Source organism: Snodgrassella alvi wkB2 (assembly GCF_000600005.1).
Lineage (GTDB): Bacteria > Pseudomonadota > Gammaproteobacteria > Burkholderiales > Neisseriaceae > Snodgrassella > Snodgrassella alvi.
On sequence record NZ_CP007446.1, the window covers coordinates 331,049 to 349,755 of the forward strand.

An 18,707-nucleotide genomic window follows, 5' to 3' on the forward strand; every position below is an offset into this window, starting at 1 on the left:
TGAATGACTGCAACCTGCGCCTGTTTCTTATCAGTTATGTCGCTATAGCATGTACCGATAATTATGAGAAAAATAATTAATCAATAATTAACAGATAATGCTTGTTTTTGAAAACTATAGAGCTTAGTAAATAAACCATTATTGTCCATCAAGTCTTGGTAATTACCTTGTTCCGCAATTGAGCCTTTATCCAGAACAATAATATTATCCGCACCGATAATCGTTTTTAAACGATGAGCAATAACGATTACAGTCCTGTCTTTGACCAGACTGGCGATTGCTTCCTGAATATAAATCTCATTTTCAGGATCCAATGAGGCGGTAGCCTCATCAAGCAAAATAATAGGAGCATTTTTTAATAATGCTCTGGCAATTGAGATTCGTTGCCTTTCACCGCCCGATAATTTACTGCCGTTTTCACCTATTAAGGTATTCCAGCCATCAGGTAATCGGGCAATTAGTTCATCACATCTGGCTATTTTAGCGGCAAGTTTGACTTCTTCATCAGATGCATTATGCCTTCCGATGCGAATATTGTTCATAATCGTATCATCAAACAATACCACCTGTTGGAAAACAAAAGCCATTGAATGCATCAAGGTTTCAGGGTCAATTTGCTTAATATCGAGATTACCAATGGTAATCCTCCCCGAATTTACATCCCAAAAGCGCGCAATCAATTGTAATAAAGTACTTTTACCACTACCTGATGGTCCAACTAATGCTGTCATTTTTCCTTCCGGAATAGTGCAGCTTAAATTATTAATAACGTTTATTTGATTGTAGGAAAAATTAACATGATCAATATTGATAGTATGATTAGCAAAAGTCACATCTTCTTTTCCTTCCATAATAGACTCAGTTTGTAAACTCCTCATTCTATCGATTGAAACAAGCATATAAAACAGCTCGGGTAATAATGTCAAAATAGAAATCAGAGGGCTATAAATTCGTGAACTGATAATAACAAAGGCAATAAAAGTAATTGGATTTAAGCTGCCAGAAACCATCAGCGAAACACCGAGTAAAACCACTATGCCTAAACCGACTTGTAATGTCATAGTAGACAAAGTGACAATAATTCCTCCTATTCCTTCAAACTTAATTGATGCCCACATCATTTTTTTAAGGGCTTTATCCAGACGTTGGAATTTTTTACCACTTATTCCGTAACCTTTGATAATTTTAATACCATCCAGATATTCCTGAACTTCGTCGGAAACAATTAATTTAGCCTGAACATGTTTTTCACCAAATTTTTGTTCAAGTCTTTTACCAATAACAACAATAATAATAGAAATCGGCAGAGTACAAAAAATAGCACCAGCCATCCGCCAATCATAAAATGCCAATAAACAACAAGTTATCAGACTGCTGATTGAATAACCGATTAATTGAGGTATCACATGGCTAAGCATGTTTTCAATAACGGCACAATCACCCATAATATTAGCCGTAAGTTCAGAAAGATCTTTTCGGTTGAAAAAACTAAGCGGTAGTTTGCGGATTTTTTCAGCAACTTCAATTCGGGTATTGGCAGCCAGACTAACAGCATTAGCGTAAGTTTTTTCATATTCTCTTTTATAACAAAATAAGAATAATAAGGCTGAAACTACGCCTGCTCCCGCCATAATCCATAAGTAATTTATATTTACAGGAATTTGGTCAGTTAATGGCTTAATTAGCAGGATAATTATCTGTAATAAAATGACAAACGGTAACATTAATGTCAAATTAGAGATGATACAGGCGATAATAGCTTGATTAAGATTTTTATTCTCTGCATCAGACAACATCAATAATTTTTTAAACATATGCCACCTCATCATCTTGACCAGACTGATACATTTGCCAATTTAATGTTTGCTTATAGTATTGCCACATTTTGTAATAGGTATGATGCTTATCAATTAGCTGCTCATGCGTTCCTTTTTCAACAATTCGACCTTTATCTAATACCACAATTTGATTTGCATCTTTTATTGTTGATAAACGATGAGCAATCATAATAACGGTTTTACCCTGCATCAAAACTTTCAAGGCAAGCTGAATTTTGTATTCATTTTCAGGATCAGCAAAAGAAGTGGCTTCATCAAGAATTAAAATAGGTGAGTTTTTTAATAATGCGCGGGCGATTGCTAAACGTTGCATTTCACCGCCTGAAAGATGCAGTCCTTTAGTACCTATTACCGACTGATAGCCGTCTGGCAGCTTTTCAATAAATTCGTGACATTGTGCAGCTTTAGAGGCGGCAATAACTTCATCTAACCGGGCATCGGGTTTGCCGATTTTAATATTATCTAAAATAGTTTGTTTAAAGAGAAAAACATCCTGAAACACAAAACTCACTAACGACAATAAATACTCACTTTTCATTTGCTTAATATCTACACCACCAATCGTTATCGAACCTTCATCAGGATCAAAGAAGCGAGGAATAAGCAATGAAACTGTACTTTTACCACTGCCGGAAAGCCCAACCAGAGCAGTAGTTGTTCCTTGTTTTGCCGTAAACGAAATGTGATTTAGCGCATTATTTTCTGAAGCCTCGCTACCCTGAATCTTATTGTAGGCAAAAGTGACATCATTAAAACCAATATCATAATGATTTACTTCTAAACCGAATTCGGGTTCAGCTAAAGGTTTTACGTTTAAAACACTATCCATATTTTCAACGCTTTTAACTGCTTTTTGAAGGCCCTGAGAAACATACATCAGTTTTAAAAAAGGCGCTGGTAACGCCAGTGAGAAAATTAAATAAAAAATAGAAGCTAAGATAAAATTTGCATAATTATCTACAGAACCGAGTAAGAAAATTATTACCGGGAGAATAAAAAGATAGATGTTATTTAATATCAGTAGAAAAAATGCCATATGATATTTAAAACAATCAGTAAACTTAAGGCAAAATACTTGATACGCTTTGATTGACTCATAAAAGCGTTTAAATGAGAAAAAAGTTTGATTGAAAGCTTTTACAACAGCAATACCACGAATATATTCAACTGAAGCATTACTCATATCAATGAGTCGATTTTGAAACTCCTGCATATGGTTTTTAATATCTTTACGACGGTAGCCGCTTATCAAAACAATATAAGCCAAAATAATGGGTACTAGCGTTGCCAACCCTAAACGCCAGTCAAAAACAGCTAAAATAATTAAAATGATAATCGGAGTCGCAAACGAACCAACCATATCAGGGAGTTGATGAGCAATAAAAATTTCTATCTTTTCAATATCATCATCAACGATTTTTCGTAACTCTCCACTCGAATGTTCAGTATAAAATCCTAATGGTAAATATGATAAATACCGAACGAAATTATATTTCAAATAGTAAAGCGTTTTAAACGCAGCAATATGCGAGAAGCAGAGTGCAAGGAAATTAAAAAATAGCGACAATGCAGCCGCAATAAAAGCCAGCCAACCATAATGAATAATAAGCCCGTTATTTAATACGTCCTTATTGGCTAAACTCATTATTAATTCGTAAACAATATAATAAACCGAAATAAAAGGGATAAAAGCAGTAGCAACACTTAAAACTGAAAATAAACAAGATAAAATAATTAAAATTTTATTTTTAAAGGTGAGTTGCCAAAGTCGAAAAGCAGGACTGTTATTACACGGTTTCATTAAATGAGTACCTTATTAAAGTAATAATAATCATTATCATCTATAATGTATAAAATAACAATTCTTTTTATAAAACAAACAATATTATGGAGTGTGTTAATAAAATCGCAGGCCTTTAGTGCAACAAATTTTGCACTGGGTCATGATTTTGAGCTGATACGTGACCACAATGGAAAAGATTGCTCGACTTCTTAAAACTATCTTAATGACGAACAGTTGATTAAATAATTAACTCAGTTAAATTATCGAGCAGAGTTATTTATTGCATTATGAGAATTTATTTTTGATTCCGTTCTAAAATAGATTTCTGACTGAAACGAGAGGATATATTAAAAATTGTTCTACGATATTCAATGAACTCTATTTGATTGATTCATGACAATTTATTTTGCTTTTAGTTGTCAATAATTCCTAATAAAGATAACAGATTGTCAGTGATGTTCTCATTTCATAAGCTATATCTATCTGAATGAAATTCAGGTACAAAAAATGTAAGCTAAAACAGTTAATACTCAAAGTATTATTTCAATAGCTGTAGAAAAACTAAGAGGGTATAGAAAAAGCATACCCTCTTAGCTTTAAATTGATAGAGATAAACATTTATCAGCTAATATCCAGCACTGCATGGAATGCAGCTTGAGGAATATCTACACCGCCAAATTTACGTTGTCTGACTTTATTATCCTTTATATTTTTAGCAATTTTTCTCTTTTTGGATAGAGAGCCGGAATATCCTTTTCCGGTTACGCTTTTTCGTAAGGGCGGAATATCCTCACGCGCAATAACTCTGTTTTCAACCACAGACTGAACTGGCATGGGATATAACTTGCGCGGAATCACATGCTTCATTTTCAGAGCTATTTGCTTACCGCGTTCATAACTACTGCTGCGCGGTAAAATAAATGAAAATGCATCTACTATTTCATCATTCAGCCAGATATCCATTTTCACAAGATCAGACGCAATATAACATCTGTCGCGGTAATCAACTGAAGCATAACCATGCGTGATGGATTTTAGTGAATTGAAAAAAGTATAGGCAATTTCAGAAATCGGCAGCTTAAAAAATAGTTCCGCCATTTTATTATTGAGGTAGGTCATATCAACGAATATGCCTCGCTTTTCCTGGCACAGATTCATAATTTCGCCAATATTTTCCACAGGAATAATAATGGCTGACTCAATAAAGGGTTCTTCAATGGAAGCTATTTTTTCAAAACTCGGTAACAATGTCGGATTATTTACCGTTATTATCTGGCCATTCGTAAGCGTTACTCGATACTCAACACTGGGAAACGTAGAAATAATTTCAATACCATGCTCCCGTTCAAGTCTTTCCTGAATAATTTCCATGTGCAAAATGCCTAGAAAGCCACATCGAAAGCCACTGCCAAGTGCCAGAGAATTTTCCTGTTGATAAACAAAGGCCGAATCATTCAGAGCCAGTTTTTCTATCGCATCGCGCAGCTTTTCCTGTTCCTCATTTTTAATAGGAAACAAGCCTGCATATACCATGGGTTTAACATCTTTATATCCGGGTACGGGCGGAGTGTCTGGTGCATTAATATCAATTAATGTATCACCAACTTTCACATTGGACACCACCTTTATATTAGTAGAAATATAACCTACCTCGCCCGCAACAAGCGTTTCAACAGACCTCATTTCAGGCAGAAATACACCAATCTGTAATGCTTCAAACTCCAGTTCACTTTTGATCATTTTAATTTTCTGACCATTAGTCACCGAACCATTGAAGATACGGACATGCAGAACTACACCACGATACATATCGTAATGCGAATCAAAAATTAAAGCTTGAAGAGGACGATTCTGCTCACCACTAGGTGCCGGTATTTCTTTAACAATAGCATTCAGAATATTATCGACTCCGGCCCCTGTTCTGGCCGAAGCCAATATAATATTATCCAGATTAATCCCATCCAGCTCTTCGAGCTCTTTGGTAACACGTTCTACATCCGCATTTGGCATATCAATCTTATTGATAACCGGAATAATCGTTAAATTCTGTTCCTGCGCTAATTTTAAATTAGCAATAGTCTGAGCCTGCACTCCCTGTGTGGCATCAATCACCAATAATGCCCCTTCACAAGCGGCTAAACTGCGGGAAACTTCATAGGCAAAGTCAGTATGACCGGGTGTATCAATCAAATTAAGTTCATACTCAGCCTGATCTTCGGCCTGATAATACATGCGCACAGTCTGGAGCTTAATAGTAATACCGCGCTCTCTTTCAAGCTCCATATTATCTAATAATTGCTCTTTCATTTCTCTTTCGCTGACCGTTTTTGTCATTTCAATTAACCTGTCAGCCAGCGTAGATTTACCATGATCAATATGAGCAATAATACAAAAATTTCTAATATTATTTAGGTTCATATTCCCATTCTTTCAGATTTTATTCATTTAATAGGCATTAAATGTAATAATTAGAGTAACTCGAAGTCAAGCTTAATATCCCGTCTTTACTAATTGTGATATTTTGTTGATTTATAAAACTAAAGAGGTAAAAAATGGTGGATTTACAGGATTGTATTTTATCAATAGCCAATAATGGGCAGTTAAGCCTCAAACCCAAATATTCCGTAACCGAAGCGGCTCAAATTCTTGGATTATCAGCACATACTCTGCGCTATTACGATTCCCTTAATCTATTCCCGTTCTTACAGAGAGATCTGTATGACAAAAGATTTTTTTCAGATGCAGATTTACAATGGGCTAAATTAATCGAGTGTTTACGCAACGCCAATATGTCCATAAAAGATGTTCAACACTATGTAGAGCTCTGTTTGCAAGGAGACAAAACACTGGATCAGCGGCTGAATATAATTAGCCAGCAAGAACAAAAGCTGTTCGACACCATGGAAACATTAAAAAAGCAAATAGCATTGTTGAGATTTAAAAAAGAATACTATGAAAATGCTAAACTCAAAAAAGACCTTGATAAATAGTACTGTCATCTAATCACAAGTAAAAGGAAATAGAGGCTATAAACAAGTCAACATCCTTATCAGCAGATAGTGGAGTCAAATAAAACCGCAAAGACTGAGTCAAAGGCGCCAAAAATAAACTTAGTAAAAACAGTTGAATGAGAAGAAAGTCAAAAATAAATGCAGGCAGGAGTTGACAGGGGATTTGTGGAGGCGTATAGTTCGCCTTCTTCGCTGATGACGCGACACGAAACAAACGAACAGTTTAAAGTAGAACGCAGTCGAAAGCAACGCTCTTTAACAGAACAGATTACCGATAAGTGTGAGTGCCAAGCGGCCTCACACTGATTCAGAGAGACAAGATAAAAACATTTCTTGTCAATAACTTTGAAGCAGACCAGTGAAACCGAAGGGGACTTCGGGATTACAAAAAAGCTAAGATTAAACATAAGAGTTTGATCCTGGCTCAGATTGAACGCTGGCGGCATGCTTTACACATGCAAGTCGAACGGCAGCACGGAGAGCTTGCTCTCTGGTGGCGAGTGGCGAACGGGTGAGTAATGCATCGGAACGTACCGAGTAATGGGGGATAACTGTCCGAAAGGATGGCTAATACCGCATACGCCCTGAGGGGGAAAGCGGGGGATCTTAGTGACCTCGCGTTATTTGAGCGGCCGATGTTGGATTAGCTAGTTGGTGGGGTAAAGGCCTACCAAGGCGACGATCCATAGCGGGTCTGAGAGGATGATCCGCCACATTGGGACTGAGACACGGCCCAAACTCCTACGGGAGGCAGCAGTGGGGAATTTTGGACAATGGGGGGAACCCTGATCCAGCCATGCCGCGTGTCTGAAGAAGGCCTTCGGGTTGTAAAGGACTTTTGTTAGGGAAGAAAAGCCGGGTGTTAATACCACCTGGTGCTGACGGTACCTAAAGAATAAGCACCGGCTAACTACGTGCCAGCAGCCGCGGTAATACGTAGGGTGCGAGCGTTAATCGGAATTACTGGGCGTAAAGCGAGCGCAGACGGTTAATTAAGTCAGATGTGAAATCCCCGAGCTCAACTTGGGACGTGCATTTGAAACTGGTTAACTAGAGTGTGTCAGAGGGAGGTAGAATTCCACGTGTAGCAGTGAAATGCGTAGAGATGTGGAGGAATACCGATGGCGAAGGCAGCCTCCTGGGATAACACTGACGTTCATGCTCGAAAGCGTGGGTAGCAAACAGGATTAGATACCCTGGTAGTCCACGCCCTAAACGATGACAATTAGCTGTTGGGACACTAGATGTCTTAGTAGCGAAGCTAACGCGTGAAATTGTCCGCCTGGGGAGTACGGTCGCAAGATTAAAACTCAAAGGAATTGACGGGGACCCGCACAAGCGGTGGATGATGTGGATTAATTCGATGCAACGCGAAGAACCTTACCTGGTCTTGACATGTACGGAATCTCTTAGAGATAGGAGAGTGCCTTCGGGAACCGTAACACAGGTGCTGCATGGCTGTCGTCAGCTCGTGTCGTGAGATGTTGGGTTAAGTCCCGCAACGAGCGCAACCCTTGTCATTAGTTGCCATCATTAAGTTGGGCACTCTAATGAGACTGCCGGTGACAAACCGGAGGAAGGTGGGGATGACGTCAAGTCCTCATGGCCCTTATGACCAGGGCTTCACACGTCATACAATGGTCGGTACAGAGGGTAGCGAAGCCGCGAGGTGAAGCCAATCTCAGAAAGCCGATCGTAGTCCGGATTGCACTCTGCAACTCGAGTGCATGAAGTCGGAATCGCTAGTAATCGCAGGTCAGCATACTGCGGTGAATACGTTCCCGGGTCTTGTACACACCGCCCGTCACACCATGGGAGTGGGGGATACCAGAATTGGGTAGACTAACCGCAAGGAGGTCGCTTAACACGGTATGCTTCATGACTGGGGTGAAGTCGTAACAAGGTAGCCGTAGGGGAACCTGCGGCTGGATCACCTCCTTTCTAGAGAAAAGAAGGGGCTGATTGGCATTCACACTTATCGGTAAACTGAAAAGATGCGAGAAGAGACTGAATAAACTGGGTTTGTAGCTCAGCTGGTTAGAGCACACGCTTGATAAGCGTGGGGTCGGAGGTTCAAGTCCTCCCAGACCCACCACTTATTTAAGGACAGAGGGGGCATAGCTCAGTTGGTAGAGCACCTGCTTTGCAAGCAGGGGGTCATCGGTTCGATCCCGTTTGCCTCCACCACCACTCTGAGGAGGTTGGGTTCAGTAAAATACTTTGGAAATTAAAGGCAGTTCAGAGAGCTGATTTTAATTTGCGAAGTAACGCATCGATCTTTAACAAATTGGAAAGCCGAAATCAACAAACAAAGATTGGAGCATAGAACTGATTCTGGAGACAGAAGAAGAGAAGTGCTGCAAGAATTGGGTGATGATTGTATCGCTGAACAACGAGCACAAAAGGCGTTGTTCAGACAACCAAAGCAGTAAGCTTTATGAGAGTAAAGGCCTTAAGTCAGAGATACTAGTCAACGGTATGCTGACGAAGTCAGGAGGTTCTTGAAATGATAGAGTCAAGTGAATAAGTGCATCAGGTGGATGCCTTGGCGATGATAGGCGAAGAAGGACGTGTAAGCCTGCGAAAAGCGTGGGGGAGCTGGCAATAGAGCTGTGATCCCGCGATATCCGAATGGGGAAACCCACCATGTATAAGCATGGTATCCTGTACTGAATACATAGGTACAGAGAAGCGAACCTGGAGAACTGAACCATCTAAGTACCCAGAGGAAAAGAAATCAACCGAGATTGCGCAAGTAGTGGCGAGCGAACGCGCAGGAGCCAGTATATGATAGTCACTGAGATAGAAGAACAAGCTGGGAAGCTTGGCCGTAGAGGGTGATAGCCCCGTATTCGAAATTTCAGAGGCGGTACTAAGTATACGAAAAGTAGGGCGGGACACGAGAAATCCTGTCTGAAGATGGGGGGACCATCCTCCAAGGCTAAATACTCATCATCGACCGATAGTGAACCAGTACCGTGAGGGAAAGGCGAAAAGAACCCCGGGAGGGGAGTGAAATAGAACCTGAAACCTGATGCATACAAACAGTGGGAGCGGAGCAATCCGTGACTGCGTACCTTTTGTATAATGGGTCAACGACTTACATTCAGTAGCGAGCTTAACCGATTAGGGGAGGCGCAGGGAAACCGAGTCTTAATAGGGCGTTGAGTTGCTGGGTGTAGACCCGAAACCGAGTGATCTATCCATGGCCAGGTTGAAGGTGCCGTAACAGGTACTGGAGGACCGAACCCACGCATGTTGCAAAATGCGGGGATGAGCTGTGGATAGGGGTGAAAGGCTAAACAAACTCGGAGATAGCTGGTTCTCCCCGAAAACTATTTAGGTAGTGCCTCGAGCAAGACACTGATGGGGGTAAAGCACTGTTATGGCTAGGGGGTCATTGCGACTTACCAACCCATGGCAAACTAAGAATACCATCAAGTGGTTCCTCGGGAGACAGACATCGGGTGCTAACGTCCGGTGTCAAGAGGGAAACAACCCAGACCGCCAGCTAAGGTCCCAAATGACAGATTAAGTGGTAAACGAAGTGGGAAGGCCCAGACAGCCAGGATGTTGGCTTAGAAGCAGCCATCATTTAAAGAAAGCGTAATAGCTCACTGGTCGAGTCGTCCTGCGCGGAAGATGTAACGGGGCTCAAATCTGTAACCGAAGCTGCGGATGTCAGTTAACTGGCATGGTAGGGGAGCGTTCTGTAGGCCGAAGAAGGTGTGTTGAGAAGCATGCTGGAGGTATCAGAAGTGCGAATGTTGACATGAGTAGCGATAAACAGGGTGAAAAGCCCTGTCGCCGAAAACCCAAGGTTTCCTACGCAACGTTCATCGGCGTAGGGTGAGTCGGCCCCTAAGGCAAGGCAGAGATGCGTAGTCGATGGGAAACAGGTTAATATTCCTGTACTTGATTCAAATGCGATGTGGGGACGGAGAAGGTTAGGTCATCGATCTGTTGGAATAGATCGTTTAAGCCGGTAGGTGGAGCACTTAGGCAAATCCGGGTGCTCAACACCGAGAAGTGATGACGAGTGTCTACGGACACGAAGTGACTGATACCACGCTTCCAGGAAAAGCCACTAAGCTACAGTTTGAATGAAACCGTACCGCAAACCGACACAGGTGGGTAGGATGAGAATTCTAAGGCGCTTGAGAGAACTCAGGAGAAGGAACTCGGCAAATTGATACCGTAACTTCGGGAGAAGGTATGCCTCTTATGGTGAAGGATTTACTCCGTAAGCTATGAGAGGTCGCAGAGAATAGGTGGCTGCGACTGTTTAATAAAAACACAGCACTCTGCAAACACGAAAGTGGACGTATAGGGTGTGACGCCTGCCCGGTGCTGGAAGGTTAATTGAAGATGTGCAAGCATCGGATCGAAGCCCCAGTAAACGGCGGCCGTAACTATAACGGTCCTAAGGTAGCGAAATTCCTTGTCGGGTAAGTTCCGACCCGCACGAATGGCGTAACGATGGCCACACTGTCTCCTCCTGAGACTCAGCGAAGTTGAAATGGTTGTGAAGATGCAATCTCCCCGCTGCTAGACGGAAAGACCCCGTGAACCTTTACTGTAGCTTTGCATTGGACTTTGAAGTCACTTGTGTAGGATAGGTGGGAGGCTAAGAAGCAGGAACGCTAGTTCTTGTGGAGCCGTCCTTGAAATACCACCCTGGTGACTTTGAGGTTCTAACCCGGATCCATCATCTGGATCGGGGACCGTGCATGGTAGGCAGTTTGACTGGGGCGGTCTCCTCCCAAAGAGTAACGGAGGAGTTCGAAGGTTACCTAGGTCCGGTCGGAAATCGGACTGATAGTACAATGGCACAAGGTAGCTTAACTGCGAGACCGACAAGTCGAGCAGGTGCGAAAGCAGGACATAGTGATCCGGTGGTTCTGAATGGAAGGGCCATCGCTCAACGGATAAAAGGTACTCCGGGGATAACAGGCTGATTCCGCCCAAGAGTTCATATCGACGGCGGAGTTTGGCACCTCGATGTCGGCTCATCACATCCTGGGGCTGTAGTCGGTCCCAAGGGTATGGCTGTTCGCCATTTAAAGTGGTACGTGAGCTGGGTTTAAAACGTCGTGAGACAGTTTGGTCCCTATCTGCAGTGGGCGTTGGAAGTTTGACGGGGGCTGCTCCTAGTACGAGAGGACCGGAGTGGACGAACCTCTGGTGTACCGGTTGTGACGCCAGTCGCATCGCCGGGTAGCTAAGTTCGGAAGAGATAAACGCTGAAAGCATCTAAGCGTGAAACTCGCCTGAAGATGAGACTTCCCTAGGGATTTAATCCCTCTAAAGAGACGTTCGAGACCAGGACGTTGATAGGTCGGGTGTGGAAGAGTGGTAACACTTGGAGCTAACCGATACTAATTGCTCGTGAGGCTTGACTCTATCATTTGAAGGACTTCGTGCAGTAAATGCACAGAGAATGATAAAGCTTACTGATGAATACACATCATCACCGAGATTAAGGCTTTCTGATTTGACAGTTTAATGTCTGGCGGCCATAGCGGGTTGGTCCCACGCCTTCCCATCCCGAACAGGACCGTGAAACGACCTAGCGCCGATGATAGTATGGATTGCCCATGTGAAAGTAGGACACCGCCAGACTCCCCATAGAAGAACCCGGTTGATTAGTCAACCGGGTTTCTTACTTTAAGTACTGAGAAGTACCACAGAAGAAAAAACAATACCGCAGCAGCCTGATGGCTGCTGTTGCTGTATCTAGGCCAGAGAGGGGAAGGACTGCTGACGCAGTGCTTCGTAGAGAACGATGGCGGCGGCGTTGGACAGGTTCAGTGAGCGGATGTGCTCTGACTGCGGAATACGCAGACATTGCTCGGCGCGAGCCTGTGCGAATGCCCGGGGCAATCCGGTGGTTTCGCGACCAAAGAGAAAGTAGATTTGCTGATTGGGGTCGCTGTAGTCGAACTGAGTGTAGTTGCGTGTGCCGTAGGTTTCTATCAGGTAGACTTGTGCATTAGTTTGAGTTTCAGTCATGCCGATGAATGCTTCCAGACTGTCATGATAATGAATATCTACATGAGGCCAGTAATCCAGACCAGCACGCTTAAGCATCTTGTCATCTGTAGAGAAACCTAAAGGATGGATTAAATGCAGACTGGTATGTGTTCCGGCACAAGTACGGGCGATATTGCCGGTATTAGCAGGAATTTGGGGTTGATACAGAGCTATGTGCAGACTCATCTGATTAGTTTTTTATTGATACAAAAAAGATGATTAGTATAATCTATATTGAAAATTTAAGTGACTATTGCTTCGAATGAAGAATGTGACAGATATATCGCTTATTCGCTTAACTGTTTATAGATAGAAAATTTCTATACCATTTTAATTTAACATAGATTAATCTTATTTTTATCATTAAATCTACAGATATTTCATTTAAACAATAAAGTAATAATCCAGATTAGCCAGAGTAGAGCACAGCTTATTAAGGAATATTTGAGTTGCTTCAGTGCTCCCTGATATCTTTGTTCCAAAGTAAAATCTTGCAGTTTTTGTTTTTGCCAAATAGAAGTAAGAATAATACCAGCCTGCCGGTTATTTTCCTGAGTGAGTTCAGAAAAATAATGATTATCCAGCCATAGCCGCCAGCATTGATAAATAACCATACCGGCCCCAGCTGTGATCAGTGATCGTATTAAGCCGGCAGGTGCGCAAAATATTGCCCATAATAAAGGTATTAATGCCATCAATAACAAAAAGCGCCAGCTTGCTAATGTGTGGCTGACTAACACTTTACTAAGTTTATGTTCATTGGATTCTGGGTTATGCTGATATGCCATTGCTCAAGGAGTTCCATATGTTTGGAGCCTAGTACAATTTGCGGGCGTTGTTGCTGCACAAATGTACAGGCCTGTTCTACAGTTTTAAAATTATCAAAAGCCAGCAGCCATGCTACTACTACAATGGCACTACGTGATAGTCCCAATGAGCAATGGATTAAAACACTATTGTGCTGTGTACGTAATTTTTCTAATTCACTGACAGCTTGTTGCAATTGCAACATACTGGGGCAAACCAGATCCAGCATCGGTATACATCTATACACACGATTATATGTAGATTGGGCGCGTGGAAATTCGAATGTTAAATCCAGAATGGCTTTTTGTTTAACACTGCTGCAAGGATAACTACCCATAAAAATGTGCTCATTGATTGGGCTGATAGCAGGAATTTTACGGGTATACAGCCATCTGGAAATAGTCATCAGACATCGCCAGGGAAATAACAGAATATAAGTAGCCGCTGAATATTTGCCATGCTGTGATTTATATATTGTATTAACACCAAAATGATATGAACAACTGACAATAAATAAAGATAATGCCAGCCATAATAACCACGGAGTAGAATAAATTCCAAAACATAAGCACACAAGCGCTGCTGTTGCATAATACTTAGTCAGCTTTTTTGACTGTGTACACGGTATATGAATATGGGTTTTTGGTATTTTTTTAACCGGTATTAGCCAGTCAATAAACATACCAATAGCGACGCCGATGATTACATCAATAAAATGATGTTGCCATGTCGTCAATACAGAAATACTAATTAACAGAAACCAGCAATGAATCAGCCAGCGCAGACGTTTAGGAGTATGTTGTAAAAAGTGTTGCCACAGCAGCCAGCTTAGGATGATATAGAGTATTGAAGACTGATTATAAGATAAATTAAACTGCTCCAGCTGATAAAACCACCAGCCGGTAAAACCTTCAACTTTGGGACGGATAAAGCTAAAACGAAGAGGAAATAGTAAAAAACTGATACAGGCTATTGTAGAAGCTAATACTAACCGGCAGGCCTGACGAGTCTGTTCAGATACAGAGCGACACAAAAATAAAGATATACTATAAAGCAAAGCCAGACTACAGTAAGGAATAATGGTGAGTGGAATAAACGGGATGTATTGTTCCCAGCTATATACCACACTATTAATATCAGCTCGTGTGGCAGTAAACTGATTAACCAGTTCATACATTACCAAGAAAAACGGCGCCAGAATGATTAACCAGCCTACTGCCAGACAGTTTAATTGACTACGCAAATTCATGATGCACGGCGAATTGCCATGGATACGCTGAAAATCCCCCATTCATCAATAATTTGTGCACATTTATCAAAACCGGCTGCACTTACCAGAGCATCCATTTCACCTTGAGAACGATTACGCATAATCCACGGCTGACCCTGACGATGGCTGGTTAAAGACCATGCAATGGTTTTCAATTGTGGGTGCCAGGGTTGATTGGTGTAAATCAGGATACCACCGGCAGGGATAGCAGCTGCTAAACCATTTAGTGAATTGCGTAACAGAGAGTTATCCGGAAAAAGTTCATACAGTCCGGAAACAATACCCAGTGTCGGCTGAGGTGTAAGTGCTGCGAGTTGTTCCTGATTGAAGGCATCACCAATTTCAAATCGCGCTTTATTGCTTAAACCATAATCAGCAATCATCTGCTGACCTTTGCTGACATTAAGTTCACTGTAGTCGCGTAATAAAATTTCTTCAACTACATTGATATTAGATAATGCTTCAATAACATACCTGCCATGACCGGCAGCAATATCAACAACCCGAACCGGAAGATTTTCTTCCTGTAGTTTTGATACAGCTTGTTTAATCATATATTCCAGATTAATTTTGCGTTGCCGGATACCTCGCCAGCCAATGCTATTGAGATAGGCTTTGTCAAATTGTTTTCCCAGCCAGTTTTGACCCTGAGGCTGATTCTGATAAACATAATCCAGTGTACTGCCGGAATCAAAGCCAGTTTCACAACCCAGTTTAATGCCATTAGAAAGTTTACCAAGGGTTGTCATACCTTTATGTAAGGCACGATAACTGAAGGCACTGAAAGAAAGCGGAACCGGTCCGCCGCTTAATTCACGCCAGTTATCTGCACTCGGGCTCCAGCGATCTTCATGCTGATAATTAAAAGCGGCTACTGGCTGCTGATATAAGGTATCGATAAAGCTGCGAATTTTTGTAAAAGCTTCTTCTCGGTTAAGTTCGCCCAATGTGTCGTGATAAAAACCGGGCAGAATGTGCATTTCTTTGAGCGGATTGCGAATACGCTGATAGAAATCCAGTTGTGGTTGCCTGTGCACTACATAATCCTGACCGGATATCAGCAGTTGTGTAGGTAAAGTAATAGCAGCGGCATCTTCGATGACGCGGTCGGCTGTACGGTATAAATCCAGTAAAATATTTACTGCAATTGCACGGGTAATCAGCGGATCGTTATTAAAACTGTTAACACGTTCAGGATCATGGGTCAGATACTTGCCTTTGACATAGGAATTAACAAAGAACAGACCTTTCACATATTGTCCGAAACTAAGCAATGGCCGGGCAAACGGCACGTACAGTTTTACTTTAAATGCAGGAGAGGCTAATACAAGTCCGCGAATTTTCGGGGCATAATCATGTGCCCATGTTGCTGCCAGTACCGCTCCCACACTCTGGGCAATCACTATGATATTCGAAAGGGGAGTTTGGCTGTCTGCGGCAACAAAATGCATAAATTCATCCACATCCTGTACAGAACGAGCCAGAGACGGGCTGTAACCGCGAGGGCCGGGAGAGTGGCCATGCCCGCGGGCATCCCATGCATAAAAATCCGTATCCGGCATGTTCAGCTCATCCACAATGTGCTGCAAACGACCAGAATGTTCATGTCCGCGGTGAAACAATACAATAACTTTACGTATTGTGCCGGAGGTAATTGCAGGCCAGTGTCGATAAAATAATTCTTGTTTATCGCTGGTATAAAATGTACTTTCTTTTGCTTGGCGTTGTTCAGTCATCAGAATCTCTTTTCGTATATTGCGGACGCAATGCGAGTAAATTATTTAATAAATCTGCTTTAAACTGGTCCTTATCCGGCTGGTAATACATGGCACTACCAATATTAATGTCTATAAATAGGGGCAGCGGAATACGATTACCTTTAGCCATAATCTGTTCAGTTCCCTGTAGCCATACCGGAATGATGGGTACAGTTGGCATAGCAGCGCTTAAATACCAGATACCTGATTTGAGCGGTTGCATTTTTCCGGGTTCGCCACGAGAGCCTTCTGGAAATAGGATAAGGATTTTGTTTTGACGTAAGGCTTCTTCACAGCCCTGAAGCGGATTGTTCTGACCGCCATTCTGACGGGTAACCGGAATAATGTTGAGAATATTAATTGCAAACCAGGCCAGCCATTTATTACTCAGAAAGTAATCTGCTGCAGCTACCGGATGAATCTGATTTTGCTGTAAAGGTGAGTATAGACCCATCAGTGCAAATACATCCATGTGGCTATTATGATTAGCAACAATGATTGCCGGACCCTGTTTAGGCAGATTGTGATGCTGATGAATACGCAAACCCAGCCAGAAACGCATAAACGGCCATTCTATACATAATGCAAATAAGGGTTTGAGTAATGATTTAAGCATGATTTAGTAGTAAAAATAGCGAACGAAATGAAAAAATACCGGTGCAGTAAAAATCAATGAGTCCAGACGATCAAGAATACCTCCGTGACCGGGTAATATCGTGCCGCTGTCTTTAATACCAATATCCCGCTTGATTGCAGACATGACAATATCACCACAGAATCCGCTTATACTGATGATCAGACCGGCAAGTAAGGACATTTCCCAGCTCAGAGGTGTCAGTATAGGACCCAGCAGCATGGCTGCAATTGTCGTGCTGGCTATGCCGCCAAGTAGTCCGGCCAGAGTTTTGTTCGGGCTGACTTTAGGTGTTATTTTGATTTTACCCAGAGATTTACCCCACAAGTATTGAGTAATATCATTGAATTCTGTTAAACCCACAAGGAACAGTACCAATAGTGCACCAGTTTGCTGATGATCATTCGGCAGTACCAGCAAACTGGCAACATGGCTGAAAGCAAATACAGTGGTCATCAAACCCCACTGCAATTGAGACACTGTACGCAGAAAATGTTTGGTATCACCAGCAATAACCATTCGTGCCGGTAAAAACAGGAACATATATACCGGAATAAATATAATAAAAAAACCGTACCAGTTACTGCCAATAAACCAGTAATTAATCGGAATAGTGATAAACATCCACAGGATAGGCATACGGTCTGCATGGCGTGCCGGTACCAGCGTTAAATATTCTTTTAACGCCATAAAGCTGACCAGAGCAAAAAAACATATCCCTAACCAGGATGGACTGATTAATGCCAGAGAAAACAGTATAATAATAATCCACCACGTTCGAATACGCAGTGTGAGTTCATGCCAGTCTTTATCCCGTTTCAGGCACACTAATAAGCCATTGATAACTGTAGCCAGTAATAAAAGGCTGAAAATGACCAGTAAGGATTTTTGCAACAGCATATCAGTGTTCTCCGATCAGTGCACTGCGACAACGGTTAACACAAGTCCAGACCAGTAAGACAATTGATATACACCACAGCAAATTGTTCCATGATGTTAATTCTGGCCAGATAGCCAGTAATAAAGACCATGTACCGAAAATCAGGGCACGATCACTTTTACCCATGGGACCCGCATAGCTGCGGATGCCATTAATTGTTTGAGCAAGAATGCCGCAGAATTCCGTAAGTACTGCACAAAAGAGCATTACTAGTACCACAGTTGTATTACTGCCCGGTAACAGAATGAACGGCACATATAAGGCAATATCAGATAAGACATCACCCAATTCATTTAAGACAGCACCAAGCCGGCTTTGCTGGTTACATTCACGAGCAAGCATGCCATCCAGTGCATTGAGCGCCATTCTGATAAATAATGTAATCGGTAGCAGCCAGAATAATCCCGGATGCGGAAAAATAGCCAGTATGACACCGATTAATACAGAAAGACCAATTGCAGAAAGGGTAATGTGGTTTGCTGTAACGCCTTTTCGATACAGCCAGAACATGAGCGGGCGTAATAATTTTTGAAAAGCAGGTTTGATACTGTAAAGAGTCATGCTTTTATAAATTAAGTTATGTAATTTCTATATTATAAAATGTATTTAAAACTTTTGTTTTGTTATTTTTATT

Annotated in this window: 11 protein-coding genes, 2 tRNA genes and 3 rRNA genes; 6 read left to right on the forward strand and 10 right to left on the reverse strand. The window is 41.8% G+C overall.

Annotation, left to right across the window (positions count from 1 at the left end):
* Positions 1-80: 80 nt before the first annotated feature.
* From SALWKB2_RS01445 to lepA, 3 genes are all read right to left on the reverse strand, one after another.
* Positions 81-1,814, reverse strand: a complete 1,734-nt coding sequence (locus tag SALWKB2_RS01445) for an ABC transporter ATP-binding protein (protein ID WP_025329918.1) — start codon at positions 1,812-1,814, stop codon at positions 81-83.
* Complete coding sequence (locus SALWKB2_RS01450; protein ID WP_025329919.1) at positions 1,807-3,639, reverse strand: ABC transporter ATP-binding protein; 1,833 nt, start codon at positions 3,637-3,639, stop codon at positions 1,807-1,809. Before SALWKB2_RS01450 ends, SALWKB2_RS01445 begins: the two co-directional genes overlap by 8 nt.
* A gap of 603 nt (positions 3,640-4,242) precedes the next feature.
* On the reverse strand, positions 4,243-6,039 hold the full coding sequence (lepA, locus tag SALWKB2_RS01455; RefSeq protein WP_025329920.1) for a translation elongation factor 4: 1,797 nt from the start codon (positions 6,037-6,039) through the stop codon (positions 4,243-4,245).
* Positions 6,040-6,173: 134 nt separating this feature from the next.
* Between lepA and SALWKB2_RS01460 the strand changes: the two genes are divergently transcribed.
* The 6 genes from SALWKB2_RS01460 (at position 6,174) to rrf (ending at position 12,254) form a co-directional block, all read left to right on the forward strand.
* Complete coding sequence (locus SALWKB2_RS01460) at positions 6,174-6,611, forward strand: MerR family transcriptional regulator (protein ID WP_025329921.1); 438 nt, start codon at positions 6,174-6,176, stop codon at positions 6,609-6,611.
* Positions 6,612-7,033: 422 nt separating this feature from the next.
* Positions 7,034-8,573, forward strand: a 16S ribosomal RNA gene (locus SALWKB2_RS01465).
* Positions 8,574-8,650: 77 nt separating this feature from the next.
* Positions 8,651-8,727, forward strand: a tRNA-Ile gene (locus SALWKB2_RS01470).
* Positions 8,728-8,743: 16 nt separating this feature from the next.
* Positions 8,744-8,819 (forward strand) — tRNA-Ala (locus SALWKB2_RS01475).
* A 326-nt stretch (positions 8,820-9,145) separates the two neighbouring features.
* Positions 9,146-12,035, forward strand: a 23S ribosomal RNA gene (locus tag SALWKB2_RS01480).
* A gap of 105 nt (positions 12,036-12,140) precedes the next feature.
* Positions 12,141-12,254: ribosomal RNA gene (gene rrf / locus SALWKB2_RS01485) — 5S ribosomal RNA — on the forward strand.
* The 16S, 23S and 5S rRNA genes sit together here with 2 tRNA genes alongside, the layout of an rRNA operon.
* A gap of 114 nt (positions 12,255-12,368) precedes the next feature.
* Here rrf and trmL read toward each other — a convergent pair.
* From trmL to SALWKB2_RS01520, 7 genes are all read right to left on the reverse strand, one after another.
* On the reverse strand, positions 12,369-12,851 hold the full coding sequence (trmL, locus tag SALWKB2_RS01490; RefSeq protein ID WP_025329922.1) for a tRNA (uridine(34)/cytosine(34)/5-carboxymethylaminomethyluridine(34)-2'-O)-methyltransferase TrmL: 483 nt from the start codon (positions 12,849-12,851) through the stop codon (positions 12,369-12,371).
* A gap of 194 nt (positions 12,852-13,045) precedes the next feature.
* Positions 13,046-13,279, reverse strand: a complete 234-nt coding sequence (locus SALWKB2_RS12160) for a hypothetical protein (RefSeq protein ID WP_148295342.1) — start codon at positions 13,277-13,279, stop codon at positions 13,046-13,048.
* A 119-nt stretch (positions 13,280-13,398) separates the two neighbouring features.
* A complete protein-coding gene (locus SALWKB2_RS01500) occupies positions 13,399-14,721 on the reverse strand; it encodes a phosphatase PAP2/dual specificity phosphatase family protein (RefSeq protein WP_025329924.1) in 1,323 nt (440 codons plus the stop codon).
* Complete coding sequence (locus tag SALWKB2_RS01505; protein WP_025329925.1) at positions 14,718-16,478, reverse strand: bifunctional alpha/beta hydrolase/class I SAM-dependent methyltransferase; 1,761 nt, start codon at positions 16,476-16,478, stop codon at positions 14,718-14,720. Before SALWKB2_RS01505 ends, SALWKB2_RS01500 begins: the two co-directional genes overlap by 4 nt.
* Positions 16,471-17,115: a lysophospholipid acyltransferase family protein gene (locus SALWKB2_RS01510; protein ID WP_025329926.1), complete on the reverse strand. Its 645-nt coding sequence runs from the start codon at positions 17,113-17,115 to the stop codon at positions 16,471-16,473. The genes SALWKB2_RS01505 and SALWKB2_RS01510 overlap by 8 nt, the downstream gene beginning before the upstream one ends.
* 3 nt (positions 17,116-17,118) lie before the next feature.
* Positions 17,119-18,033: a phosphatidate cytidylyltransferase gene (locus tag SALWKB2_RS01515; protein ID WP_025329927.1), complete on the reverse strand. Its 915-nt coding sequence runs from the start codon at positions 18,031-18,033 to the stop codon at positions 17,119-17,121.
* A gap of 1 nt (position 18,034) precedes the next feature.
* Positions 18,035-18,634 (reverse strand): CDP-alcohol phosphatidyltransferase family protein, encoded by a 600-nt coding sequence (locus SALWKB2_RS01520; RefSeq protein ID WP_025329928.1) that lies wholly within the window; start codon positions 18,632-18,634, stop codon positions 18,035-18,037.
* Between the last annotated feature and the right edge of the window lie 73 nt (positions 18,635-18,707).